The 23,978-nt window shown below is 68.7% G+C and carries 24 protein-coding genes; 16 read left to right on the top strand and 8 right to left on the bottom strand.

Annotated elements, in window-relative coordinates; translation table 11 throughout:
• Positions 1–72 precede the first annotated feature (72 nt).
• Together I1E95_RS15375 and I1E95_RS15370 are read left to right on the top strand one after the other, a co-directional pair.
• Positions 73–1,431 (top strand): histidine phosphatase family protein, encoded by a 1,359-nt coding sequence (locus tag I1E95_RS15375; protein ID WP_197163761.1) that lies wholly within the window; start codon positions 73–75, stop codon positions 1,429–1,431.
• The gene (locus I1E95_RS15370; protein WP_197163759.1) at positions 1,431–2,696 is read left to right on the top strand and encodes a dihydroorotase; all 1,266 of its coding nucleotides are present in this window, start codon (positions 1,431–1,433) and stop codon (positions 2,694–2,696) included. The genes I1E95_RS15375 and I1E95_RS15370 overlap by 1 nt, the downstream gene beginning before the upstream one ends.
• On the opposite strand, the gene lepB is transcribed toward I1E95_RS15370, so the two are convergent.
• Positions 2,638–3,315 (bottom strand): signal peptidase I, encoded by a 678-nt coding sequence (gene lepB / locus I1E95_RS15365; RefSeq protein WP_197167565.1) that lies wholly within the window; start codon positions 3,313–3,315, stop codon positions 2,638–2,640. The two genes, I1E95_RS15370 and lepB, sit on opposite strands and share 59 nt — an antisense overlap.
• Before the next feature lie 214 nt (positions 3,316–3,529).
• Between lepB and I1E95_RS15360 the strand changes: the two genes are divergently transcribed.
• Positions 3,530–5,071 carry a hypothetical protein gene (locus I1E95_RS15360; RefSeq protein WP_231594686.1) on the top strand — a complete coding sequence of 514 codons (1,542 nt, stop codon included), beginning with the start codon at positions 3,530–3,532 and terminating at the stop codon, positions 5,069–5,071.
• On the opposite strand, the gene I1E95_RS15355 is transcribed toward I1E95_RS15360, so the two are convergent.
• Together I1E95_RS15355 and I1E95_RS15350 are read right to left on the bottom strand one after the other, a co-directional pair.
• Positions 4,980–5,408, bottom strand: a complete 429-nt coding sequence (locus tag I1E95_RS15355; protein ID WP_197163757.1) for a Spx/MgsR family RNA polymerase-binding regulatory protein — start codon at positions 5,406–5,408, stop codon at positions 4,980–4,982. The genes I1E95_RS15360 and I1E95_RS15355 overlap by 92 nt on opposite strands.
• The gene (locus I1E95_RS15350; RefSeq protein WP_197163748.1) at positions 5,405–5,767 is read right to left on the bottom strand and encodes a 2Fe-2S iron-sulfur cluster-binding protein; all 363 of its coding nucleotides are present in this window, start codon (positions 5,765–5,767) and stop codon (positions 5,405–5,407) included. Before I1E95_RS15350 ends, I1E95_RS15355 begins: the two co-directional genes overlap by 4 nt.
• A 128-nt stretch (positions 5,768–5,895) precedes the next feature.
• On the opposite strand from I1E95_RS15350, the gene I1E95_RS15345 reads away from it, so the two are divergent.
• A complete protein-coding gene (locus I1E95_RS15345; protein ID WP_197163739.1) occupies positions 5,896–6,579 on the top strand; it encodes a class I SAM-dependent methyltransferase in 684 nt (227 codons plus the stop codon).
• On the opposite strand, the gene I1E95_RS15340 is transcribed toward I1E95_RS15345, so the two are convergent.
• Positions 6,546–7,091 carry an inorganic diphosphatase gene (locus tag I1E95_RS15340; RefSeq protein WP_197163737.1) on the bottom strand — a complete coding sequence of 182 codons (546 nt, stop codon included), beginning with the start codon at positions 7,089–7,091 and terminating at the stop codon, positions 6,546–6,548. The genes I1E95_RS15345 and I1E95_RS15340 overlap by 34 nt on opposite strands.
• On the opposite strand from I1E95_RS15340, the gene I1E95_RS17150 reads away from it, so the two are divergent.
• Entirely contained in the window at positions 7,084–7,206 is a 123-nt protein-coding gene (locus I1E95_RS17150) for a hypothetical protein (RefSeq protein WP_255518509.1), read from the top strand. The genes I1E95_RS15340 and I1E95_RS17150 overlap by 8 nt on opposite strands.
• Positions 7,207–7,567: 361 nt before the next feature.
• Here I1E95_RS17150 and I1E95_RS15335 read toward each other — a convergent pair whose 3' ends face one another.
• Positions 7,568–8,044 carry a hypothetical protein gene (locus I1E95_RS15335; RefSeq protein ID WP_197163735.1) on the bottom strand — a complete coding sequence of 159 codons (477 nt, stop codon included), beginning with the start codon at positions 8,042–8,044 and terminating at the stop codon, positions 7,568–7,570.
• A 163-nt stretch (positions 8,045–8,207) separates the two neighbouring features.
• Between I1E95_RS15335 and I1E95_RS15330 the strand changes: the two genes are divergently transcribed.
• The 4 genes from I1E95_RS15330 (at position 8,208) to I1E95_RS15315 (ending at position 13,063) form a co-directional block, all read left to right on the top strand.
• Positions 8,208–10,040, top strand: coding sequence for a proline--tRNA ligase (locus I1E95_RS15330; RefSeq protein WP_197163734.1), 1,833 nt, complete (start codon positions 8,208–8,210; stop codon positions 10,038–10,040).
• Between the two features lie 28 nt (positions 10,041–10,068).
• Entirely contained in the window at positions 10,069–10,563 is a 495-nt protein-coding gene (psb27, locus tag I1E95_RS15325) for a photosystem II protein Psb27 (RefSeq protein WP_197163732.1), read from the top strand.
• Between the two features lie 131 nt (positions 10,564–10,694).
• Positions 10,695–12,014 (top strand): adenylosuccinate synthase, encoded by a 1,320-nt coding sequence (locus I1E95_RS15320; protein WP_197167564.1) that lies wholly within the window; start codon positions 10,695–10,697, stop codon positions 12,012–12,014.
• Complete coding sequence (locus I1E95_RS15315) at positions 12,011–13,063, top strand: adenosine kinase (protein WP_197163718.1); 1,053 nt, start codon at positions 12,011–12,013, stop codon at positions 13,061–13,063. Before I1E95_RS15320 ends, I1E95_RS15315 begins: the two co-directional genes overlap by 4 nt.
• On the opposite strand, the gene I1E95_RS15310 is transcribed toward I1E95_RS15315, so the two are convergent.
• Positions 12,951–13,856: a precorrin-6A/cobalt-precorrin-6A reductase gene (locus I1E95_RS15310; RefSeq protein WP_197163716.1), complete on the bottom strand. Its 906-nt coding sequence runs from the start codon at positions 13,854–13,856 to the stop codon at positions 12,951–12,953. The two genes, I1E95_RS15315 and I1E95_RS15310, sit on opposite strands and share 113 nt — an antisense overlap.
• Here I1E95_RS15310 and I1E95_RS15305 point away from each other — a divergent pair.
• The gene (locus I1E95_RS15305) at positions 13,848–14,375 is read left to right on the top strand and encodes a single-stranded DNA-binding protein (protein WP_197163714.1); all 528 of its coding nucleotides are present in this window, start codon (positions 13,848–13,850) and stop codon (positions 14,373–14,375) included. The genes I1E95_RS15310 and I1E95_RS15305 overlap by 9 nt on opposite strands.
• A gap of 8 nt (positions 14,376–14,383) precedes the next feature.
• On the opposite strand, the gene I1E95_RS15300 is transcribed toward I1E95_RS15305, so the two are convergent.
• Positions 14,384–14,617, bottom strand: coding sequence for a hypothetical protein (locus tag I1E95_RS15300; protein WP_231594685.1), 234 nt, complete (start codon positions 14,615–14,617; stop codon positions 14,384–14,386).
• 61 nt (positions 14,618–14,678) lie between these two features.
• Here I1E95_RS15300 and I1E95_RS15295 point away from each other — a divergent pair, with 61 nt between their 5' ends.
• From I1E95_RS15295 to I1E95_RS15285, 3 genes are read left to right on the top strand one after another with little or no spacing between them, the layout of a single operon-like run.
• A complete protein-coding gene (locus tag I1E95_RS15295) occupies positions 14,679–15,260 on the top strand; it encodes a DUF2854 domain-containing protein (protein WP_197163712.1) in 582 nt (193 codons plus the stop codon).
• Positions 15,257–16,174 carry an acetylglutamate kinase gene (argB, locus tag I1E95_RS15290; RefSeq protein WP_197163710.1) on the top strand — a complete coding sequence of 306 codons (918 nt, stop codon included), beginning with the start codon at positions 15,257–15,259 and terminating at the stop codon, positions 16,172–16,174. Before I1E95_RS15295 ends, argB begins: the two co-directional genes overlap by 4 nt.
• On the top strand, positions 16,137–17,282 hold the full coding sequence (locus I1E95_RS15285; protein WP_231594684.1) for a DUF3153 domain-containing protein: 1,146 nt from the start codon (positions 16,137–16,139) through the stop codon (positions 17,280–17,282). The genes argB and I1E95_RS15285 overlap by 38 nt, the downstream gene beginning before the upstream one ends.
• Before the next feature lie 7 nt (positions 17,283–17,289).
• On the opposite strand, the gene priA is transcribed toward I1E95_RS15285, so the two are convergent.
• The gene (priA, locus tag I1E95_RS15280) at positions 17,290–19,551 is read right to left on the bottom strand and encodes a primosomal protein N' (protein ID WP_197163706.1); all 2,262 of its coding nucleotides are present in this window, start codon (positions 19,549–19,551) and stop codon (positions 17,290–17,292) included.
• A 386-nt stretch (positions 19,552–19,937) separates the two neighbouring features.
• Here priA and rpoD point away from each other — a divergent pair, with 386 nt between their 5' ends.
• The 3 genes from rpoD (at position 19,938) to I1E95_RS15265 (ending at position 23,965) form a co-directional block, all read left to right on the top strand.
• Positions 19,938–21,344, top strand: a complete 1,407-nt coding sequence (rpoD, locus tag I1E95_RS15275) for an RNA polymerase sigma factor RpoD (RefSeq protein WP_197163704.1) — start codon at positions 19,938–19,940, stop codon at positions 21,342–21,344.
• A gap of 115 nt (positions 21,345–21,459) precedes the next feature.
• Positions 21,460–23,241 (top strand): glycosyltransferase family 39 protein, encoded by a 1,782-nt coding sequence (locus I1E95_RS15270; RefSeq protein WP_197163702.1) that lies wholly within the window; start codon positions 21,460–21,462, stop codon positions 23,239–23,241.
• Between the two features lie 37 nt (positions 23,242–23,278).
• Positions 23,279–23,965 carry a phosphatase PAP2 family protein gene (locus I1E95_RS15265; RefSeq protein ID WP_197163700.1) on the top strand — a complete coding sequence of 229 codons (687 nt, stop codon included), beginning with the start codon at positions 23,279–23,281 and terminating at the stop codon, positions 23,963–23,965.
• Positions 23,966–23,978 lie beyond the last annotated feature (13 nt).

Raw genomic sequence — 23,978 nt, 5'->3', positions numbered from 1 at the left:
AATCGAGCGATTCTCCCCCGAGCCCGACGGGATCCCTCCCATACGATGACGGCGCTTCCAGCTCCAGACCCCGTGCCCCTTCGGCTCCTGCTCGTCCGCCACGGACTCAGCAGCTTCAACACCGAGCGCCGCATCCAGGGCCGGGATGATCTCTCCTCCCTCACCGACGACGGCCTCAGCCAGGCCCGTCTCACCGGGGCGGCACTGGCTGACCTTCGTCTCGATGCCGTCTACAGCTCTCCCCTGAGCCGGGCCGCCGCAACCAGCACCGCGCTGCTGGAGGCCCAGGGCGGTGGGCTCAGCGCCGAGTTCGACGACGATCTGCTCGAGGTGGATCTGGGCCCCTGGTGCGGCCTGCTGGGCAGTGAGGTGAAGGAACGATGTCCCGAGGCCTACCGCCTCTGGAGGGAGGCTCCCGATCGGCTGGAGTTGGAACGCTCCGATGGCAGCCGCTTCCGGCCGATTCCGGAACTGATGGACCAGGCCCGCCGCTGGCTGGATCGCCTGGAGCGCCAGCATCTCGATCACGGCGATCAGGCGGGAGAGGATCTGACCACGGTGCTGGTGGTGGCCCACAGCGCCATCCTGCGCTGCCTGGTGCTGCAGCTGCTGGGGTTGCCCGCCAGCCGCTTTCAGGGACTTCGCCTGGAGAACGCCTCCCTCTCGGTGTTCAACCTGCAGCGTCAGACCGCCGGCGGCGTGCAGGTGCAGATCGAGTCCCTCAATGTCACCGCCCACCTCGGCAACGGACTGCCGCCGAAGGGGGCCGGGGCACGTCTGCTGCTGGTGCGTCACGGCGAGACCGACTGGAACCGCCAGGGTCGCTTCCAGGGGCAGATCGACATCCCCCTCAACGCCAATGGTCTGGCCCAGGCACACTCGGCGGCGGACTTCCTCAGCGAGGTGCCGATCCAGAAGGCCTTCACCAGCTCGATGGCCCGGCCCCGCCAGACCGCCGAAGCGATCCTCACGGCCCACCCCGGAGTGATGCTCAGCAGCCAGGAGGGCCTGGTGGAGATCGGTCATGGCCAGTGGGAGGGGCGCCTCGAGCAGGAGATTTCCCAGGAGTGGGGAGACCTGCTGCAGCAGTGGAAAGTCGCCCCCCACACCGTTCAGATGCCCGACGGTGAGACGCTCCAGCAGGTCTGGGATCGTTCCGTGGCCTGCTGGACGGCCCTCGCTGCAGGCCTGGAGGCTGAGGAGACCGCCCTGGTGGTCGCCCATGACGCCGTCAACAAGACGATCCTCTGTGCCCTGCTGGGCCTCACCCCGGCTGACATCTGGATGGTGAAGCAGGGCAACGGTGGCGTGAGTGTGATCGACTGGCCGCCACCGGGCCGTGCGGGCGCAGCCCTGCCGGTGGTGACCTGTCTGAACCTCACCACCCATCTCGGGGGCGTCATCGACCGCACCGCCGCCGGCGCCCTCTGATGACGGCCCTGCTCCTGCGGGATGTCCAGCTGCTGCAGGGGCCCGACCAGCCTCTGACACGCAGCGATGTGCTTCTCGAGCAGGGCGTGATCAGCGCCTTTGGTGCCAGCGCCCGCGAGGGGGCGACACGGCTGGGCCTGCATCCGAGCCCCGCTGATGCCTGGCTGCTGGCGCCGGCCCTGGTGGATCCCCACAGCGTGCTGGAGGAGCCCGAGGACGGCCGTGCCGAAACCCTCGAAAGTCTGGTGCGCTCAGCCTCGGCGGCCGGGTACGGCACCGTGGCGCTGCTGCCGCGGGCCCGCATCTGGCGCGACCGGCCCGAATGCCTCCGCCTTGGGGTGGAGGCCCCCTTCCAGTTGCCGCTGTGGGGGGCATTCAGCCTCGGCGGCCGGGGGGAGGACCTCTCAGCCCACGCCGATCTGCTGGCCGCCGGTGCCCTCGGACTGGCGGAGGAGGGGGAGCTGCCCCCGCTGCCGCTGCTGGAGCGGGGGCTCAGCATCGGAGAATGCGCGGATTGTCCCGTGCTTCTGGCACCACGGAACGCCAGCCTGGATCACGGAGGATTCGTGCGCGAGGGGGTGGAGGCCCTGCGTGCCGGCTGGCCCCTGGACCCCCCCCTGAGCGAGACCATCCCCCTGCAGAACCTGCTGGCCCTTGCGGCCTCACTGCCCCAGGTGAACCTGCGCGTGGCCAATCTCTCGACCGCTGCAGGAGTGAAACTTCTGCGGGCGGCCGATCCGTCTCCGATGGCCACGGTCTGCTGGTGGCATCTGGTGGCTGACAGCGGCGGCCTCGATCCCGTGGCCGAGGGCTGGCGGCTGGTGCCCTCCCTGGGCACCCCCGGGGATCGCCGTGCCCTGGTGGACGCGCTGGCCGACGGGGTGATCAGTGCCGTGGCGGTGCACCACCAACCGCTCGATCCCGAGGAACAGCTGCTGCCCCTGGATCAGCGCCGGCCTGGTCTGGCGGGTCACCGCTACGTGTTGCCGCAGCTGTGGCACCACCTGGTCCGGGAGCAGGGCTGGAGCCCGGAAGCGCTCTGGCAAGCCCTCTGCTGGGGCCCGGCCCGGCTGCTGGATCTGGAGGAGCCCGTGCTCGAGTGCGGCTCGAGGCGCTGGATCCTCTTCGACCCCGACAGGGAGTGGATCCCCACGGCCGATGGCTATGCCTCCAGGGCGGCCAACCAGCCCCTGGGGGGCGAGGTGCTCAGGGGGCGGGTGCTGGCGACGGGGCTGCTTCCCCGGCTTTGGCTGGGGCCCCGCTGAGGGGGTCCGGAGCCCCGAGGGGACCCGTGCGATCCAGCGGCCAGAATCGGTAGAAGGCCCGGCCGATGATCTCCTTGCGGGGCAGGAAGGGTCCCCCCGGCCAGAAGCGTCCGTCCCAGCTGTTGGCTCGGTTGTCGCCGAGGGCCAGCACGGTCCCCGGGGGCACCACGGTGTCGAGGGTGCGGCAGGGTCCGATGCCCTGGCTGTCGATCGGGCAGAAATTCTCGACGTAGGGTTCGCTGATGGCCTTGCCGTTGATGCTCACCTGCCCGCGCGGGTTGACCACCACCCGGTCGCCGGGAATCGCGACCACCCGTTTGATGTAGGCGTCGCAAGCCGGCTCCTGGAGGCCGGGGATCGAGCCGATCAGGGGAAGGTTCACCAGCAGGCAGCCAAGCGGGCTGGAGCGCCGGTTGGCCTGCAGGGCGGGGTCGAAGTGGAAGGGGGAGTGAAACACGACGATTTCTCCCCGCCTGGGGGCACGGCTTCGAAAGCTGATCTTCTCCACCAGCAGCCGGTCCTGGATCTGCAGGCCGGGCAGCATCGAGCCCGACGGAATGAAGCGCGCCTCCAGCAGAAACTGCCTGATGCCGAGGGCCACCGCCAGGGTGAGCACCACGCTGCGCCAGAACGCCCAGGAACTCTCCGGGTCCTGGCCCGAGTGCTCCTGCGGCTGAGATCCCTTCTCCGGCTCGTGATCAGGTGTCCCTGCAGGTGTGGTCGGTGATGGGGAGTCCTCGGCGCTCAATGCACTCCTGCTGGAGCCGGCCACCTTAGGGCTCCGGAGCGGGACGGACCCCCTCTCTACCCTGAGTCGATCGACGCTGTTCTCCATGGTGCGGCCGCGCTGGCATCTGAGGTCCTCGGCAGGCAGCAACAGCCTCGGGCACCGCTGGGATCAGTTCGTGGCCCTCTGGGCGGCCTTGAATCTGCTCTGGGTCTGTTTCGACATCACCTACGTGCCGCTGCGCACGTTCTGGCTGCAGCGCAACCTCTATCCGCTCCCCTCGGCCCCGCTGGTGCTGCGGCTCAGCTTCCTGCCCGACATCACGCCTTACTACGACCCGGTGAAGGGGATCGAAGCCCACCGGGAGACGCAGGCCTACCTGGAAGCCTTCGATCAGATGGACCGTGCCCTGCTGGATGGGGGGGCGGCCGTCGACCTGCGTCGGCGTCAGGTGATCCTCACCGAGCGGATGATCGACGACAACCCCTTCCTGGCCTCGGGGGGCGCCGGCACGCTGGAGAAGATCAAGAATCGTCTGCGCGAGCGGGCTGACCAGGATTCGGCCAAACAGTCGGCCGGGCAGCTCCTGGGGGACGACTGGCTGCGGAGCCGGCCCTGGAGCGAGGAGCGCCTGTTCTGGCAGCAGCAGGTGCTGCCGCTGGTGGCCACCAACTACTGGCGCTCCATCGATGAGAACGGCCGTCCCACCGACAATTTCTGGCGCTTCGATCTGGTGCTGTTCCAGAGCGTCTTCCTGGCGGACATCCTGCTGCGGGCGGCACGGCTGCGTCGCCGCCTGCCCGGCCTGAGCTGGGGAGAGGCCCTGCTGCGGCGCTGGACCGATCTGCCCCTGCTGATGCCGTTCTGGCGCTGGCTGCGTCTGGTTCCTGTGGTCGAGAGGCTGCAGACCAGCGGGCTCGTGAACATGGAGCCCCTGCGGGCCGTGGTCAGCCGGGCCGTGGTGGCCCTGCTGGCGGTCGAGCTGTTCGAGGTGCTCGCCCTGCAGCTCATGGACGGGGCCCAGGGGTTGATCCGCTCCCCCCAGTGGCCCGAACGCATCCGCCGCCTGCGCAGTCATCAGACCGTTTCGATCAACGACGAGCGCGAACTGGTGGAACTGATGCGCATCTGGGGTCCCCTGCTGCTCAGCGATGTCGGGCCCCGCCTGGCACCCCAGCTCCAGGCCGTGCTGGCCCATGCCCTGCAGCAGACGCTTCAGTCGATGGTGGTGCCCCCGGGGCTGCGCCAGCTGCAACTGCTGATGCAGGTGGAGCAGCAGCTGACCCAGCAGCTCGCCTCCGGACTGGTGGACAGCATGATGGAGCTCTCGCGCGGGGCCGGTTCAAGGCTGCAGCGGCGCGACAACCGCCAGATCGATCTGCTGCGTGACTGTGTCGATCGCTTCTGGGATGAGCTGGCCCAGGCCCTCGAGCGTGGTCCGGTGCTGGAGCGCAGCCAGCAGCTCGTCTGCGCGCTGCTGGAGGAACTCAAGCTCACCTACCTGGCTCAGATCAACCGCACGGGGATCGATGCCCTGATCCGCGAGCTGGATCAGCTCACGGTGCCACCGGCGGCGACAGTTCAGGACCAGCCAATGGCAGCTGAGCCTTCAGAGCGTCCTTCCAGACCTCGGGATCAAAACCCGTGAGCGGCGCAACGCCTTCAGCCAGCAGCAGGGGGCGTCGGATCAGCTTGCCATCGGCGGCCAGGGCACTGATGGCCTCGTCGGCAGACATCGCCCTGACCCGGGCGGCACCGAGGGCGCGATAGCTGGCCCCACTGGAGTTGAACAGCCGTCGGGGATCAGCAAGGCGGGGCCAGACCTGCGCCAGCACCTCTCTGGAGGGGGGCGAGAGAGTGATGTCGATCACGTCCACTTCAACGCCCTCAGCCGCCAGCCACTTCAGAGCCCGGCGACAGGTGGAGCATTTCGGGTAGCTGTACAGCCGTGGGCGGCCTCCGCCGGAGGCCCCAGCCGGGGTCACTTCCGCCCGACGAGTGATTTCAGTGCGCCGACAAGGCTGTTGGAGCCCTTGCCCACGGCGGCATCCGGACGGGTGCGGATGGTCACATCGCCATTGACGCTGGTGCGGCAGCTGAGGCGGTAGTTGGCGGGGCGATCGGAGAGGTACACCTGCTCGACGTCGCTGCGGGGAGAGAGATTCTGGGCGCCCTCAACAACTTCGACGACACAGGTGCCGCACTGGCCAAGGCCGCCGCAATTGTTGAAGTTGTTCAGGCCCTTGTAGGGGTTGATGCCCGCATCAAGTGCAGCCTGACGCAGGTTGGCCCCCTCGATGCAACCAACCTTCTGGTCTTCATTGACGAAGCGGATGGTGGGCACGGATCGCAGCGGCTACTGGCGCGAACCAACTTACCGTCCAGCGGGCCTTCGGACAGCCGCCTTGAAATGGTTGTTGGTCGGGGCGCGCGCCGCCGCTGCCTACGATCCAGGGGAGCACGCACAGGGCCATGGCTGCAGCGATCAGCGGCGAATCCTCCGGGTATGACCTGGTGGTGCAGGGCCTGATCCCTGGCTACGCCAGCCTGGCCAGGCTCGGAGTGGCTCTGCTGGCGGCCTCACCCCTTGCCGGCCAGGCCGGAGCGGAGGTGCTGGTGGCCGGCTGCGGAACCGGAGCGGAGCTGGTGGAGGCCCTGGCCCAGCGCCCCGACTGGCGGCTGAGCGCGATCGACCCCTCCGCAGCGATGCTCAGCGCCGCGCAGCAGCGCCTCGGCGCGGCGGCAACCGGCATCCACTGGCGGCAGTGCACGGTGGAGGCCCTGGAGCTGGAGGCCGGGTTCGATGGGGCGCTCTCGGTCCTGGTGCTCCAGTCCCTGCCGGATGACGGAAGCAAACTGGCGTTTCTCACCGCCCTGGCCCGCTGCCTCCGGCCCGGGGGCCAGTTGCTGCTGGTGGATCTGATGCGCCCGGCTCTTCCCCTGCTGGAGGACCAGGTGGCGGAGGCCTGGCTCGGTTTCCAGAGGGCGTCTCAGCTGCAGGCCCCACCTGAGCTGCTCGAGCCACTCACCCACGGGACCCATCCGGTGGGACTGGCGCGGCTCACAGCCCTGGTGAATGCCGCCGGCTTCGGGGATCCGGCGAGGGTCTTCCAGGGCCTCGATTACGAGGGATTCCTGCTGCAGCGCTCCTCCTGAGCGGCGAGGGCGGCCTGGATGCAGCGTTCCAGCAGGTCCGGCACGTCCTCGGCATCCTTCCAGCCGAGGATCTCGACGGCCCTTCCCTCGAGATTCTTGTAAGTGCGGAAGAACTCGGCCACATCCTCGAGCTGGTTGACGGCGATCTGGCGAATGCTGCGCAACCCGCTCTGACGACCATCGGCCTCGGGGACGCACAAGAGCTTTCCGTCATGGGCGCCGCAGTCGATCATGTCGAGATAACCGATCGGCCGGGCGGTGATCAGGCAGCCAGCGAAGGTGGGCTCCTCCATGATCACCATCGCGTCGAGGGGAGCCCCGTCCTCGGCCAGGGTGTTGGGGACGAAGCCGTAGTCGAACGGATAGCGGACCGAGGAATGGAGCACCCGATCGAGAGCCATCAGTCCGGCCACGCCGTTGTATTCGTACTTGTTGCGACTACCGGCGGGGATCTCCACCACCAGGTTCACCAATCCCGGGGATGGCGAGGCGGCCAGGTTGCTGATGTCCACGGCTGATGGGGATGGTGAAGCGGGGATCAGCCCGGAAGGCGCTGCGCTCCAGCAGAACGGCGGCCACTGGAACGATCAGAGCCAGCAGGGCGATCGTGGCTCCCAGCAGCGGTGATCCTGGGTCCAGGAAACCCTCTGGACTGTACGAATCATCCTTGGACTCCCCTCTGGCGGCTGTGGACCCCGGCGGCCGTGACTCGGCAGCGGCGGAGGTGAGGAGGGTGGCGAAAACAGCAGTGGAGGTGGCTTCGGCTGTGGCTGCGGGAGAGCCGGTTCGCGGAGGTTCGGAATCCATGGAGTGGGAAGAGGGACCGGCTTCGAGGAGCAGTGTTCGATGGGCACTCAGGCCGATCAGGATGCTGAACCTGGAAGCAGCATCCGCCTGGCTGGTGGGACGGAATGTCCCGCAGTCAGACGGAGACCGACTTCAATATGCCATCTCCGGCAACTTTCTGCCCAAGCCCATGACAGGGCGCTCAGGCGGCAGGACGGGACTGCTCCAGCTGATCGCGCTTGCTGCTGAGCTCCGACGGGGCCTGATCCAGTCCCTGCAGGCTGTGTCTGATGGCCTGAAGTTCCTCGAGGATCGAGCTGAGCAGCTGCTGGGTGGCTGTGGAGGGTGAATTGAGCACCTCGACGGTCACCTCCTTGATGCGCAGCACGTCGCGGGCGAAACGGGCCACCTCATTGGGGTGAAACAGCAGCACTTCCTTCTGATCGGTGCGGTATTCCGGATTGAGCTTGCGCGGATTGAAGGGTGGGTTGAGGTTGCGCGGATCGGTGTTGGTGTAGCGGTACACCGAGGCTCTGGAGCGGTTGAGCGCCTTCTGCACCTCATCGATGCCGATCAGCCCTTCAGCCGGTTCGGGGCCTGGATCCGGCAGGCCGGCAGGCCAGGAGGGGGCCACGGTCGGAGGAAGCTCTCCGCTGGAGCCGGCCGTGGGTGCAACCATAAGACTTATCTTGGACGGCTGGGAATTCATGCCGACGTTAGCAGAGGAAGCCTGGTTGGCCAGGCCTCTGGATGGGCCCACCTGTGGCGTGATTAAACCGGTCGCGCTGGCCCCCTGCAAGACCCGGTGATAAGGTCCCAGGCCGCTCAAGCTGCTCATTTCCATGCGCGTCTCCCGCCTGATGCTGGTGACGCTGCGGGATGACCCGGCGGAAGCCGAGATCCCCTCCCACAAGCTGCTGCTGCGGGGCGGTTACATGCGCCGGGTGGCCTCGGGGGTGTACGCCTATCTGCCCCTGCTCTGGCGCGTGCTCAGCAAGATCTCGACGATCGTGCGCCAGGAGATGGAGGCCACCGGCGCCCTGGAAACCCTCCTGCCTGCCCTGCAGCCCGCCAGCCTCTGGGAGCGCAGCGGCCGCTGGCAGGGGTACACCGCCGGGGAGGGAATCATGTTCCACCTGGTCGACCGCCAGGAGCGCTCCCTCGGGCTCGGGCCCACCCATGAAGAGGTGATCACGGCCCTGGCCGCCGACCTGCTGCGCTCCTACCGGCAACTGCCGGTGACCCTCTACCAGATCCAGACCAAATTCAGGGATGAGATCCGGCCCCGCTTCGGCCTGATGCGCGGGCGTGAATTCATCATGAAGGATGCCTATTCCTTCCATGCCGACGAAGCCGACCTCAGGCTCACCTATCAGCGGATGGATCAGGCCTACCGGCGCATCTTCAGTCGCTGTGGCCTGCGCACCGTGGCCGTGGAGGCCGACAGCGGTGCCATCGGCGGTTCGGCCAGTCAGGAGTTCATGGTCACGGCCGATGCCGGGGAGGATCTGATCCTCAGCAGTGCCGACGGCCGCTACGCCGCCAACCAGGAGCGGGCCTGCTCCCTGCCGGAGCCGGCGGTTCCCCTGGTGCCGGCCGCTGACGGGGCGGTGGAACTCCACACGCCTGGTCAGCACAGCATCGAAGCCCTCTGCACCGCCCATGGCTTCGACCCCAGCCAGACGGTGAAGGTGCTGCTTCTGCTGGCCCGCTGCGCCAAAGGCCAGCCGAGGCCCGTGCTGGTGAGTCTGCGCGGTGATCAGCAGCTCAACCCCACCAAGCTCGCCAATGCCGTCAGCGCGACCCTGGGGGAGGCGGCCGGTGCCCTGCTGGACCTGGAGCCGATCACCCCGGAGCAGATCCGGGCTGAGGGACTGCCCGTCTGGCCCCTGGGCTGCATCGGACCGCACCTGGGGGATGAGCTGCTGGCCGGTGCCCGCAGCTGGCACCCCGCGTTTCTGCGCCTGGCGGACCCCACCGCCGCGGAGCTCGACGCCTTCGTCTGCGGCGCCAATCAGCCCGACACTCACCTGGTGGGAGCCCGCTGGCTGACTCTGGGCGCCGGGCTGCCGGGGGTGGCCGATCTGCGCTCAGCCCAGCCGGGGGAGCGCTGTCTCCAGGATCCCAGCCAGCGGCTGGAGGCCACTCGCGGCATTGAGGTGGGACACATCTTTCAGCTCGGGCGCAAGTACTCCGAGGCCCTCGACGCCACCTTCACCAATGAGCAGGGTCTGGATGAACCCCTCTGGATGGGCTGCTACGGCATCGGGGTGTCCCGTCTGGCCCAGGCCGCCGTGGAGCAGCACCACGATCAGCAGGGCATCCGCTGGCCCGTGGCGATCGCGCCCTTCGAGGTGATCGTGGTGGTGGCCAGTGCCCAGGACCCCGTTCAGGTGGCTCTCGGGGAGCGCCTCCATGACGAGCTCGAGCAGGCGGGTCTCGAAGTGCTGCTCGACGACCGCAGCGAGAGGGCCGGTGTGAAGTTCAAGGACGCCGATCTGATCGGAATTCCCTGGCGGGTGGTGGTGGGGCGGGGCGCCGCTTCCGCCCAGGTGGAGCTGGTGGAGCGCGCGGGCGGGGCGAAGCGCGACATGGCGGCCGAGGCGGTGGTGGCCCTGCTGCAGCAACAGATCGTTGCCGCCCGTCTGGGCCTGGAGGCGACGGGGTGCCCGTAGGATCGGCCGACGACGTGAGGAGATGCTGATGACGGATGTCTGGAGGTCGTTCTCCCGTTCCGCAGGGGCTGCCCTCAGCACAGCCCTGGAGGCCCTGGGCTCCGGGTTGTTCTCCAGGACCTGGTGGAGCCGCACGCTCACTCCCGTGCTGGCGATCGTCCTGGGCCTCAGCCTCACGCTGAGCAGCTGCGGCAGTGTCGGCAACAGCCTCAGCGGGTCCTACGTCGAGGACACCATGACGGTGGCTGAATCACTGCTGGGAACCATCGCCCTCAGCCAGGATGATCCAGCGCGGCCGGACGCCGAAAACGAGGCCCGCGTTCTGATCAACGACTACATGGCGCTCTACAGGCCGAAGGGACGGGTGAACGGACTGCCTTCCTTCACCACGATGCAGACCGCGCTGAACTCGCTGGCGGGGCACTACACCAATTATGCCAACCGCCCCATTCCCGATGCGCTCAAGGCACGCCTCGAAAAGGAATTGAAGAAGGCCGAAACCTCCGTGGTGCGTGGCACCTGATCGACCTTCAAGGCCCGGAGCGACGCCTGAGCTGGGCTGAGCCAGCTTGACTTCAGACCACCGGGCTTTGACGAAGGGGCTGTTCATCTGAGACTCTTGACCCTTGTGCTTTGAAGCGGCTGCGGGCCGCTGTGTCCTTGGCCAATGTTGTCGTCATCGGTGCACAGTGGGGCGACGAGGGAAAAGGCAAGATCACTGATCTGCTGAGCCGATCCGCCGATGTGGTGGTTCGTTATCAGGGCGGCGTCAATGCCGGTCACACGATCGTGGTCGACGACAAGGTGCTGAAGCTGCACCTGATTCCCTCCGGAATTCTCTACGCAGACACCATCTGCCTGATCGGCTCGGGCACGGTGGTGGATCCGCGCATCATGCTCGAGGAACTCGACATGCTCGAGGACTACGGCATTGATATTTCGGGTCTGAAGCTGGCCTCCACGGCCCACGTCACCATGCCCTACCACCGCCTGCTCGATCAGGCGATGGAGCAGCGGCGCGGTGACCGGCGCATCGGCACCACCGGCCGTGGCATCGGACCCACCTACGCCGACAAGTCGGATCGCAACGGCATCCGGGTGATCGATCTGCTCGATCCCGAGCGCCTGCGCGAGCGCCTGATGGGCCCCCTGGCCGAGAAGAATCTGATCCTGGAGCGGATCTACGGCCTCGAGCCCCTCGATCCCGAGGTGGTGCTGCAGGAATATCTCGCCTATGGCGAGCGTCTGGCCCCCCACGTGGTCGACTGCACCCGCACGATCCACCAGGCGGCCCGCGCCCGCCAGAACATCCTCTTCGAGGGCGCCCAGGGAACCCTGCTCGATCTCGACCACGGCACCTACCCCTACGTCACGTCCTCGAATCCCGTCTCCGGCGGCGCCTGCATCGGTGCCGGCGTGGGCCCGACGCTGATCGATCGGGTCATCGGCGTGGCCAAGGCCTACACCACCCGCGTGGGCGAGGGACCGTTCCCCACCGAGCTGCAGGGCAGCCTCAACGACCACCTCTGCGACCGGGGGGGGGAGTTCGGCACCACCACGGGCCGTCGTCGCCGCTGTGGCTGGTTCGATGGGGTGATCGGTCGTTACGCCGTGGAGGTGAACGGTCTGGACTGTCTGGCCATCACCAAGCTGGATGTGCTCGATGAGCTCGATGAGATCCAGGTCGGTGTGGCCTATGAGCTCGACGGCGAGCGCATCGAGCATTTCCCCAGCAGCGCCGAGACCTTCGCCCGCTGCCGTCCCATCTACCAGACGCTGCCGGGCTGGCAGTGCTCCACGGCCGAGTGCCGGACCCTGGAGGATCTGCCCGCCTCGGCCATGGCCTACCTGCGTTTCCTGGCTGAATTGATGGAGGTGCCGATCGCGATCGTCTCCCTCGGCGCCCACCGCGACCAGACGATCGTGGTCGAGGATCCGATCCACGGCCCCAAACGGGCCCTTCTGAACGTATGACGATGCCCGCCGCCGGCCGCAGCCTCGATGTGGTGGGCATCGGCAACGCGATCGTCGATGTGCTGGTCAGCGCCGACGACGCCTTCCTCGAGGAGCACGGCCTGAGCAAGGGGGGCATGGCCCTGGTGGATGCCGAGGAGGCCCGGAGGCTCTACGCCGCCGCCGGCCCAGGCCTGGAAACATCCGGCGGCTCGGCCGCCAACACCCTGGCGGGCCTGGCCCAGCTGGGCGCCCGGGCCGGGTTCATCGGACGGGTGCGCGATGACCAGCTGGGGGCCATCTTCAGCCACGACATCCGCTCGGTGGGAGCCCGCTTCGAGACCCCGGCCGCCAGCACGGGGGCGGCGACCGCCCGTTGCCTGATCCTGGTCACCCCCGATGCCCAGCGCACGATGTGCACCTATCTGGGCGCCTCGGTGGACCTCGAGCCGGCCGACCTCGACCTGGATCTGGTGCGCCAGGCGGGGATGCTCTACCTGGAGGGATACCTCTGGGATGGAGAGGCCGCCAAGCGGGCCTTCCTCGCTGCCGCCGAGGTGATGCGCGCCGCCGGCGGCCAGGTGGCCCTCTCCCTCTCCGATGCCTTCTGCGTCGAGCGCCACCGGGAGAGCTTCCTGGAGCTGGTCGACGGTCATGTCGACGTGCTCTTCGCCAACGAGGCCGAGATCACCGCGCTCTATCAGTGCGAAAGTTTCGAGGCGGCAATGGAGCAGGTGCGGGGCCGGTGCTCCATCGCCGTGCTGACCCGGGGCGCCCTCGGTTCCGTGGTGCTCGGAGACGGAGAGGTCCACCGGATCGAGCCCTTCGTCCTCGGACCGCTTGTCGACACAACCGGAGCCGGTGATCTCTACGCGGCCGGTTTCCTCTACGGCCTCACCCGGGGAGATTCCCTGGAGCGATGCGGTCAACTGGGGTCCCTCTGCGCCGGCCAGGTGATCACCCAGCTGGGCCCCCGTCCGCGGGCCTCGCTTCCCCAACTGGTGGCGGACCATCTGGGAGTCCCACCCGCTCCAGCAAGACCTCCAGGGGCCACGGACCTGCCTCGCTGAGCGGTTCATCCGGCCGCCTGAGCAGCAGCAGCGTCAGCCCCAGCTCGGCGGTGTGCCGCTGCCAGAGCTGCTCGGTCGGCCCCCCCGACTGACGGCAGAGCACCGCGGTGATGCCCCAGTGCTCCAGCAGGGCCCGCTCGATCGCGCCCGGAGCGGCCGCCGGCAATCCCGTGCCGGGCCTGTGGCAGGCGAGGGCTGCGGGTCCCAGCCCCGCCGCCAGGGCCAGGCGCAGGCTGCCGGGGCTGGGCAGGATGCGGGCGAAGCAGGCGCTGGCGCCGGCCAACGCCACGGCCCTCGCCAGATGGCGGGCGCCGATCGCCAGCAGCAGACGTTCGCCCGCCAGATCCAGGCCGGCGAGATCCTCCAGCCCGTCGAGCAGGACCAGCCGGGATCCCGGACGCTGGGCGGCCGGCGGGCGCCAGAGGCGCAGCAGGGGCTGGCGGGAGCGGGCGCAGACCGCCGCCAGATCAGCGCTGATGCGGCAGGCGAAGGGGTGGCTGGCATCGATCACCCAGCGGAAGGGGGCCAGGGAGGCTCCATGCAGTTCCGCTGCGATCGCCTCAGGGCCGGCCAGCGCCCCCAGGCGGCTCTGCAGCCGGGGGTGGGGGGCATAGGCGCGCAGAGCATCCCAACTCACCAGGGAGACCTGCACACTCCAGCCGGCGGCCAGCAGCCGTCTGGCGATCAGGGGGCCCTCACCGGTGCCGCTGAGCAGCCAGATCGATGGGCGATCAGGGGGTTGGGTCCGTGCATCAGGATGGGGCCCGCTGTCGCCGAAGGGGTCGTGAACCACTGTTTGCTGGAAGTGGTGGTGCTGGAGGCACCCCAGGTGCGCTACACCCAGGACAACCAGACGCCGGTGGCGGAGATGGCCGTCGAGCTCGAGGGTCTCCGCCCCGATGATCCCGCGGGACAGCTGAAGGTGGTGGGCTGGGGCAATCTCGCCCAGGATCTGCAGAACCGGGTGCAGGTGGGACAGCGGCTGATGATCGAGGGCCGCCTGCGCATGAACACGGTCTCGCGACCCGACGGCCTCAAGGAAAAACGTGCTGAATTCACCCTCGCCCGCCTGCACCCCCTGGCCCCCGCCGGTGCCGCGGCGGCCGCCCCGATGAGCCAGGCCATGGCTCCGGGGAGCGCCCCCCAGGCCGCCGGCGCGCCGGCGCGCACGATTCCCCGGCCCGTGCCTTCGGCAGCCCGTCCGGCCGCTCCGGCCCCGCGCCCGGCCCCTGCGCAGCCGGCGCCTCCCACCTGGAACACCTCGCCGCTGGTGCCCGATCTCGCCGACGACGACGACGAGATTCCCTTCTGAGGCCTGGATCAGCCTGGCTCCAGCCGCTGACGGGCCTGATCGAGCAGCTGACCGAGTTCCCGCTCCAGGGCCGCGAGATCCAGCCTCAGGTCGGGCCAGCGGCCGCCATCGATCTGCTGCAGCAGCCAGAGGCGGTCTTCGGTGAGCTGATCCAGCAGCGTCAGGGTGCTGGGGTCGTTGAGTGGAATCCTTGGGACGGATGGAGGCGAAGCGGGATCGGCATCGGGGCTGGGCTGATCCATGGCCGGAGGTGCTCCTGGGCAACGGTGGCCATCCTGGACCGCGTTGCAGGAGGATGGCGGCATGCAAGCACTCTCATCGCCCGGCAGCCTGCTGACCATCCTCGGTGCGGCGCTCACGGTGATCGGCTCGATCGCCTACGCCACCGACAGCCCCAACATCAGCCTGGCGGGCGTGTTCTATGGCGTTCCGGTGCTGCTGGGGGGGCTGGCCCTGAAGTCTTCGGAACTGCCTCCCGCCGAGAGGCTGACGCCGGCGGCCGAGCTGCGTGAGCTGCGCGAGCGCCCCGAGAGCGAACCCCTGCGCAAGCTTCTCAAGGACGTGACCCGCTGGCGTTACGGCCAGAAGGCCCATCTGGAGAGCTCCCTCGAAGCCCTCAAGCTCTGGAACGACGATGCTCCGCCGGAACTTCTGAGCGTGGCCGAGCGTGCTGCTGGGGGCGGCTACGGCCTGGTGCTGCACTTCCGTTGCCACGGGGTGCCAGCGGAGCGCTGGCAGGCCAAGCAAGAGCGACTGGGTCGCTTCTTCGGTCCTGACCTGCACGCGGAGCTGCGTCTGGTCTCCCCCGGGGAGCTGGAGCTGAGCCTGCTGCCCGGCGCCGATGCGACCGGACCCTCTGCCCACCCTCTCCCCTCCCCCTCTTGAGCCAGGACCCCGTCATCAGCGCAGAGGACACCCTGCGGGTGTCCGTCCTCAGTGAGGCGCTTCCCTACATCCAGCGCTTCGCCGGCCGCCGCGTGGTGGTGAAGTACGGCGGCGCGGCGATGGTGCGCGAAGACCTGCGTGATGCGGTCTTCCGTGACCTGGCCCTGCTGGCGTGCGTGGGGGTGCAGCCGGTGGTGGTTCACGGCGGCGGACCGGAGATCAACCAGTGGCTCAAGAAGCTGAAGATCCCGGCGGAATTCCGTGACGGCCTGCGGGTCACCGACCTCGACACCATGGATGTGGTGGAGATGGTGCTGGTGGGCCGGGTCAACAAGCAGATCGTCAACGGTCTCAACCGCGTGGGCGGCCGGGCCGTGGGCCTTTCAGGCAGCGATGGGGCCCTGGTGGAGGCCCGCACCTGGGGGGGGGGCTCCCACGGGCTGGTGGGAGAGGTGGCGGCGGTCAACCCCGCTGTGCTCGCTCCTCTGCTCCAGAGCGGCTACATCCCGGTGATCTCCAGTGTGGCGGCCGATCCCAGCGGTCAGGCCCACAACATCAATGCCGACACGGTGGCGGGGGAGCTGGCCGCCGCCCTTCAGGCCGAGAAGCTGATCCTGCTCACCGACACCCCGGGCATCCTGCAGAACCGTGAGGATCCCTCCAGCCTCCTGCGCCAGATCACCCTGCCCGAGGCCCGCGAGCTGATCCGCACCGGCGTCGTCAACGCGGGGATGACTCCGAAGACCGAATGCTGCATCCGGGCGCTGGCCCAGGGGGTCGGTGCGGCCCATATCCTCGATGGCCGCGTGCCCCATGCCCTGCTGCTGGAGGTGTTCACCGATGCCGGGGTCGGCACGATGGTGGTCGGCAGCAGCCGTGCCGCCAGCCGGGCGGGTGTCCAGCGGCGTGGCTGAGGATCCGCTGGCGCCGGCACGGGCGGCGATCGAGCGCGGGGAGTATGGCCGCTGTCTGCGCCTGCTGGAGCCGATCGTGGCGTCCCATGGCGTCACGGTGCCCCTCGGGGGCCGGGCCCGGATGCTGATGGCCACGGCCCTGATCGGCCAGGGTGAGTCGGAGCGGGCGGCCAGCTGTGTGCGCGGCCTCAAGGCCTGCGCCGATCCCGATCTGCGCCGTCAGGCCCGCGACCTCAGCCTGATTCTGGAGGCCCCCAGCCTCCAGCGGCCCGAGAACTGGTCGATCACCCTGCCGCAGATCGGCGGGGTGGAGTCGCTGCAGGAACGGGTGCTGACCCAGGGACAGGCCCGCCCAGGACGCACCAGAGCGGAGGCTCCGCCACCGCCGCCGGTGGGTCCCACCCGGGCCCCCCTGGGCTTCGCACTCGTGGTGGGCGCTGTGCTGCTGCTGCTCATGGGGCTGCTGGGGGGCTGTCTGCGCGTCGAAACCGAGCTCAGCCTGCCGGCGCCCGGCCGCGTCGAGCTGAGCCAGAGCCTCACCAGTGTCAGCGGTAGCTGGATGCCCTGGCAGCGTCAGTTCGCCGGCGCGCTCGCCGACGATGCGGAACTCAGCCGCTACAGACTGTCCGTCGACCAGGATCGGGGCCGCCTCAGCCTCAGCAGCGGCGTGGTGTCCCCGGTGGAGGCGGCTGCCCTGCTCAGGCGCCTGGCCCTCGATGCCGGCGAGCTCACGGGGCAGGCCCTGCCGGCGCCGGTGCTGAGCCTTCAGGAACGGAACTGGCTGCTGGGGGTTCGTCAGCAGATCAGCTTCGAACTCGACCTGCGGCGGGTGCAGCCCCTGCCGGGTCTGAGCTTCCAGGTGAAGCTGAGGTCGCTGGGACCCGGGGCCGTGCGCACGGCCCGGCCGCTGGCGGTGGAGCCCAGGCCGGAGGGCCTGAGCTGGCCTCTGCAGCTGGGGGCGATCAACCGGCTGGAGCTGCGCAGCTGGCGCTGGAGCCGCCTCGGACTGGGCAGCCTGCTGATCGCTCTGTTGCTGGTGCTCAGCCTGGTGCTGCAGCGGTTGCGGCGGCAGGCGGGCTACGGCTGGCCCGAGTTGCCCTCTCCCTAGGCTCGCCTCAGAGTTCGATCGGGTCAGGATCGATCGAGAGACTCACGCTGCGGGCCAGGCCGGCGCGCAGGTCGGCTTCGGGGGGCAGGGGCAGCCCGGCATCGGCGGGACCGTGGAGCAGGAGCTGCCAGCGGTAGCGGCCGGCCACCCGCGCCACGGCGGCGGGCGCGGGTCCGATCAGCTGCCAGCCGGCCTGCTCGATCCGGGGGCGCAGCTGCTCGGCGAGGGCGGCGGCGGCTGTGGCGGTGGTCGCTCCGGAGGGCCCGGCCAGGCGCAGCAGACAGGCCCGGCTGAAGGGCACCAGGCCCGCCTGGCGGCGCAGGTGCAGCTCCTCGTCGAGAAAGGCGTCGTAGCGGCCATCGATCAGGTGCTGGATCACCGGGTGATCCGGCAGGTAGGTCTGCACGATCACCTCCCCGGGGCGCTCCCCTCGTCCGGCCCGGCCGGCCAGCTGCAGCAGCAGCTGCAGACAATGCTCCGAGGCCCGCAGATCCGGCCGGTGCAGGAGGCCATCGGCTGCCAGCACCGCCGCCAGGGTGACCCGCGGCAGATCCATGCCCTTCGCCAGCATCTGGGTGCCCACCAGCACATCCGCCTCCCCGGCCGCGAAACGCGCCAGCAGGCGCCTGTGCCCATCCCGGCCCCTGGTGCTGTCCCGGTCGAAGCGCAGCAGGCGCAGGCCCGTGAGTTCCTGCTCCAGTTGCTCCATCACCCGCTGGGTGCCGGCACCGAAGGGCTTGAAGGCGGTGGAGCCGCAGGATCCGCAGCGGTCGGTGAGGGGCTGGCGGTGGCCGCACCAGTGGCAGCGCAGGGTCTGGCTGCCGTCACGCAGGCGGTGGACCGTGAGGGACACGTCGCAGTGGGGGCACTGGACCACCTCGCCACAGCTGCGGCAGCTCAGGAAACTGCTGTAGCCGCGGCGGGGCACCAGCACCACGGCCTGCTCTCCCCGGTCCTGCAGCCCCTCCATCCGCTGCATCAGGGCCCGGCTGATCAGGCGGCGGTGGCCTTCCGCCAGCTCCTGACGCAGATCCACCACCCGCACCGGCGCGGCGTCCTGACCACTGATGCGCCGGCTGAGGCGCAGCAGGGTGATGGGCTGCAGCGGCCGCCGGCAGGCCAGCCAGGTTTCCAGGGAGGGGGTGGCGCTCCCCAGCAGCAGCCGGGCTCCGGAGGCGCGGCAGCGCAGGCGGGCCACGTCCCTGGCGTGATAACAGGGCATCGGACTGTCCTGCTTGTAGGACCTGTCGTGCTCCTCATCGAGCACGATCAGGCCCAGGGGCGCCAGGGGGAGGAACACCGCCGAGCGGGTGCCCACGGCGATCAGGGGCTCAGTGGACCCGGCCTGCAGACAGCGGCGCCAGGCGGTGATGCGCTCCCGTTCCGTGAGGCCGCTGTGGAACTCGACGAGGCGGCCGGAGAAGCGGGCGCGGCAGCGGTCAAGCAGCTGCGGAATCAGTCCGATCTCCGGAGTGAGCATCAGGACGCTGCGACCGGAGGCGAGGCAGTCCGCCGCCGCCTGGAGGTACACCTCCGTCTTGCCCGCCCCGGTCACTCCCCAGAGCAGGAACTCCTGCTGGCCGGTTGAGCCCAGGATCTGCTCCAGGGCCCGCTCCTGCTCGGGATTCAGGCGGCGGGGTGGTTCGGCGGCAGGAGCGGCCGAACCACCGCTGTCCAGCAGCCGCCGGCTGCTGCGCAACCAGCCCTTGGCCACGAGGGCCTGCACCAGGGAGCGGCTGAACCCCCATGAGGTGATCGTGCTCTGGGGAGCCGCCGAGCCGGCGCTGGCCCGCAGGCGCTCGGTGAGCTCGCGCTGGCGGCTGGTGAGTGGCAGGGAACTCTCCAGCAGCTCCAGCCACAGCTGGGTGCGCGGCAGGCCATGGGCTCTCTCCGGACGATGTCCGAGCCAGCCGGGAGGCAGTGCTGTCTTGAGGGTTCGAAACAGACTGGTGTGGCATTGACGGGCCACGTCCTGCAGCAGCCCCTGCCAGTGGGGATCCACGGCGGCCGCCTGGTGAAGGCCCTGCACGGGCTGGATCACCGCCGGATCGAGATCGGGAGGTGGTGCCGCCAGAGTCTCGACCACCAGACCGATCTGGTGGCGGCCCCTCAGGCGCAGGGTCACCAGATCCCCGGCCGCCAGGTCAAGGGGGGAGGGTGCGGCATAGGTGAAGATCCGCCCCTCACGACCGGCCTCCACCCAGACCTGAACCCAGCGCGGGGGCAAGGAGTTCTCCAACGGCGCCGAGATTCGCCTTGCAATCCCCATAGGGGTTTCTTAAGATAGGTCTGTTGAGCAGCTCAACTGGCTGCTGTCGGAACAAGGCAGAGTTCCGTCCAGTGGGAAGACCTGAAGTGCAGGCCGATTGGAGATCCCCTCCAGCGCGCCTCCCGGTCTGCGAACACCCCTGACAGCACTGCCTGGCCTCCGGGCCGTTCCACGTCGTCAGGTCTTTGTTTCCACAGCTTCCACCCGGCTCCTGATGGTGCCTGTTCCTGATTCCGGTGGGCCATCGGCTGCATCGGGATGTTGAAGCAACAATTCGTGTCGTGATCGTGTCATCACGCCCAGTCGGATCGGCTGAATGGCCGGCCTGATCCTTTCGGTCCACTCGTTTTCACCCGACCATTCCGTCACCCCGTCGCAGTCCCGCTATGAGCCCAGTGTCCGCCGCCAGCCCCAAATCAGGCGTTCCACAGATCCTGATGGTGGCCGCTCCATCAGGAGAGGAGGTGGCGGTGAAGCTCAAGCCGAAGGCCGGCACCAGCAAAGCCAAAGCCGCCCCCAAGCCCAAGGCCGACCCTGCCGCTGCCGGCAGCGAGGCTGAGGCCCTGGCGGCGGCGAACACCGTCACGCGGACCCGCAAGCCAGCGGCCAAGGCGGCTTTAAAGAGCAGCACCGCCAAAGCCGGCGCCACCAAGGCGGCGACCAAGGCCGCCTCCAGCAAAGCCAAGGCCACCAGCACCAAAGCGGCAGCCAAGCCCAAGGCGGACGCGGCCGATCTCAGCGCGGCGGCCGATCAGCTGCTGGAGGCGGCCGACGACGGGGCCAAGGACAAGAAGACGGCGGTCAACGCCAAGGCCCTGGCCAGCATCAAGGTGGGCCCCAAGGGCGTCTACACCGAAGATTCGATCCGGGTCTACCTGCAGGAGATCGGACGCATCCGCCTGCTGCGCCCCGATGAGGAAATCGAGCTGGCGCGCAAGATCGCCGACCTGCTGCTGCTGGAAGAGATCGCTGCCCAGTTCGAGCAGGACAACGGCCACTATCCCGACAACAAGGAATGGGCGGTGCTGGTGGACATGCCACCGGTGAAGTTCCGCCGGCGTCTGATGCTGGGCCGCCGGGCCAAGGAAAAGATGGTGCAGTCGAATCTGCGCCTGGTGGTGTCGATCGCCAAGAAGTACATGAACCGCGGCCTCTCCTTCCAGGACCTGATCCAGGAAGGCAGCCTCGGTCTGATCCGCGCCGCCGAGAAATTCGACCACGAGAAGGGCTACAAATTCTCCACCTACGCCACCTGGTGGATCCGTCAGGCGATCACCCGTGCCATCGCCGACCAGAGCCGCACGATCCGCCTGCCGGTGCACCTCTACGAAACGATCTCCCGCATCAAGAAGACCACCAAGGTGCTCTCCCAGGAGTTCGGCCGCAAGCCCACCGAGGAGGAGATCGCCGAGAGCATGGAGATGACGATCGAGAAGCTCCGCTTCATCGCCAAATCAGCTCAGCTGCCCATTTCCCTGGAAACCCCGATCGGCAAGGAGGAAGATTCCCGCCTGGGCGACTTCATCGAAGCCGACATCGAGAATCCTGAGCAGGATGTGGCCAAGAATCTGCTGCGGGAGGATCTTGAAGGCGTGCTGGCCACCCTCAGCCCGCGGGAACGGGATGTGCTGCGTCTGCGTTACGGCCTCGATGACGGCCGCATGAAGACCCTCGAGGAGATCGGTCAGATCTTCGATGTGACCCGCGAGAGAATCCGCCAGATCGAGGCCAAGGCCCTGCGCAAGTTGCGGCATCCCAACCGCAACGGTGTGCTCAAGGAGTACATCAAGTGATCATCACCTGATCCCGCTCGCCTGAGACCACGCTCCGCTGCGGCCCTGCGCCGGGCGAAGGTGCAGGCTTGTGTCCTGTTCCTTGCCGGATGGTGTGGTGATCACTCAGGGATGGATGGACTGGCTGGAGCGCGATCAGCGCCGGCTCTGGCTCGTGAGTGGGCTCGGGTATCTGCTGCTGTGCTGGCTGGCGTTCTTTCAGAACCTGGGCAGCCTCTCGCTGATGGACAAGACCGAGGCCCTGTTCGTGGAGGTGGGCCACCAGATGGTCGAGCGGGGGGACTGGATCACCCCCGTCTGGAATGGCGAGCTCTTCTTCGACTACCCCGTCTGGGGGTACTGGATGGTCGCCCTCAGCTTCCGTCTCTTCGGCGTGAGCGAGTGGGCCGCCCGCCTGCCGGTGGCCCTGGCGGCCAGCGCCGTGGTGTTGGCGGGTTTCGGTCTGCTCTGGGTCAGCGCCAGCGCTGAGGAGGGTCTGCGCCGACGCTGGCAGAGGGCCGCCTTCGGGGCGGCCCTGCTGGCCCTCAACCCCGGCTGGATCGGTTGGGGCCGCAGTTCCGTCACCGACATGTTCCTGGCCAGCGCCATCGCCCTGAGCCTGTTCGGTTTCTTCCTCAGCTACAGCCAGCCTTCCGGCAGCACGGCCCGCCACCTGGGCTTCGTGGCGATGCCCCTGTTCAGTGCCATCGCGGTGCTGGCCAAGGGACCCGTGGGCCTGGTGCTGCCGGGACTGGTGGCGCTGGTGTTCCTCGTCGCCCAGGGCCAGCTGATCGCCTACATGCGGCGGCTGCCGTGGCTGCGGGTCGCGCTGATCTTCCTGGTGGTGGTCCTTCCCTGGTATGTGCTGGCGGCCCAGGCGCATGGCATGGCGTTTCTGGGCGGATTCTTCGGGTTCAGCAACATCCAGCGGTTCACCTCGGTGCTCTACCGCCACGCCGGCCCCTGGCACTTCTACCTGCCCTGGGTGCTGCTGTTGCTGCTGCCCTGGTCGTTCCATCTGCCCGTGGCCCTGGTGCGCCTGCGCTTCTGGCAGCTGAAGGCCTGGCGCCGTCAGCCTCCCCAGGCCCAGTTGGCGTTCTTCGGCCTGATCTGGTTCCTGGTGGTGCTGCTGTTCTTCTCCGCCGCCGCCACCAAGCTGGCGGGCTACATCCTCCCTCTGGTGCCGGCCACGGCCCTGCTGCTGGCCCTCTACTGGTTTCCGCTGGCGAGTGTCGCCCCTGCGGCCGATGGCGGCAGCGATGGGCTCACTCCCGTCCAACCGGACCGTCCCCAGCGCTGGAGCGCCTGGGTCAACGCTCTGGTGTTCGCCGCCCTGGCCCCGGCGGCTGCCCTGGCACCACGCTGGGCCGCCACGGATCCGGCCTATCCCGGCTTCGCCGAGGCCCTGAGCCGCTCCGGGTTGCCCGTGGCGCTGGCCCTGATCCTGGCGGCCAGCGCCATCGCCCTGGTCGTCCTGCTGCTGCGCCCCGGCAGGCCCAGGGCCCTGTGGCTGCCGGATCTGGCCGCCATGCTGCTCCTGCTGGCTGTGGTGGTGCCTCCCCTGGCGCCCCTGATGGAGAGCCAGCGCCAGCGGCCCGTGCGCGAGCTGGCCGAGCGGGCCGGAGCCCTGGCCGCCCCCGGCGAACCGCTCTGGGTGGTGGGCTACAAGCGCTACAGCGTGGTCTTCTACAGCGGCCGTCAGGCCGTGTTCCTCGACAGCCCCGAGGGTGCCCGCGATGCCCTCAGCCAACCCCCGGCTCCTGGCTCAGCGGCCGACAGTGTGCTGATCTTCGGAGAGGAACACCGACTCAGGGATCTGCCCCGCACCCTGCCGGGGGCGAGGCTGCTGGAGAGCCGGAGTGGCCATCAGCTCTGGCGTGTCCCGCGCGGCCCCGGGAGCGATGGTCGGGCACGATGAGTGCTCCAGATCACCAACGATCCGATCGGCTGGTCACTTGATCCGAACCCCATCCCCGATTTTCACCGCACCGACACCTGCCGCCATCCGCCGCTGGTTCCGGTTGTTCGGCCCGCTGCGTCTGTTGCTCTGCGGACTGGCGGCCCTGGTGGTGATCCTGATCGAGCAGGTCGTGCTCAGTCAGCAGGAGCCGGTCTTCGATGAGGCCGTGCTGGCCTGGCTTGGGGAGCGCATCCCCGAAAGCCTCGGCCGCGTTCTGGTGGTCGTGTACCAGGTGAGCGGCACCCGCTTCACGGCGATGCTGGTGCTGGCGGCCCTGATCTTCCTGACGATCAAGCGCTCGTGGAACCAGCTGATCTGGCTGGCGATCGGCACCAGCGGCATCCTGCTGATCGTGGATCGCTGGCTGAAACCCCAGTTCGATCGGGCCAGGCCCCTCGGACGGCTGGTGGAGGTGATCGGCCGCAGCTTTCCCAGCGGCCATGCCGCCGGCGCGGTGGTCTTCTATTTCCTGATGTGCACGATCCTGGCCGAGCGCTATCCGCAGCTGCGTCGTCCGCTGGTGCTGGGCTCGGCCCTCTGGGTGGGGCTGATCTGGGTGAGCACCCTCTACTGCCGGGTGCACTGGCTCACGGACATCATCGCGGGGGCGGCCGTGGGCTTCATCTGGCTGAGCATCTGCCTCACGAGCCTGCGCTTCTGCGCCGACCGTCAGAGTGGCTGAGCCAGAGCAGGCC

Source organism: Synechococcus sp. CBW1107, assembly GCF_015841355.1.
GTDB lineage: Bacteria > Cyanobacteriota > Cyanobacteriia > PCC-6307 > Cyanobiaceae > Regnicoccus_A.
This window is presented reverse-complemented; position numbering and strand designations above follow the sequence as displayed.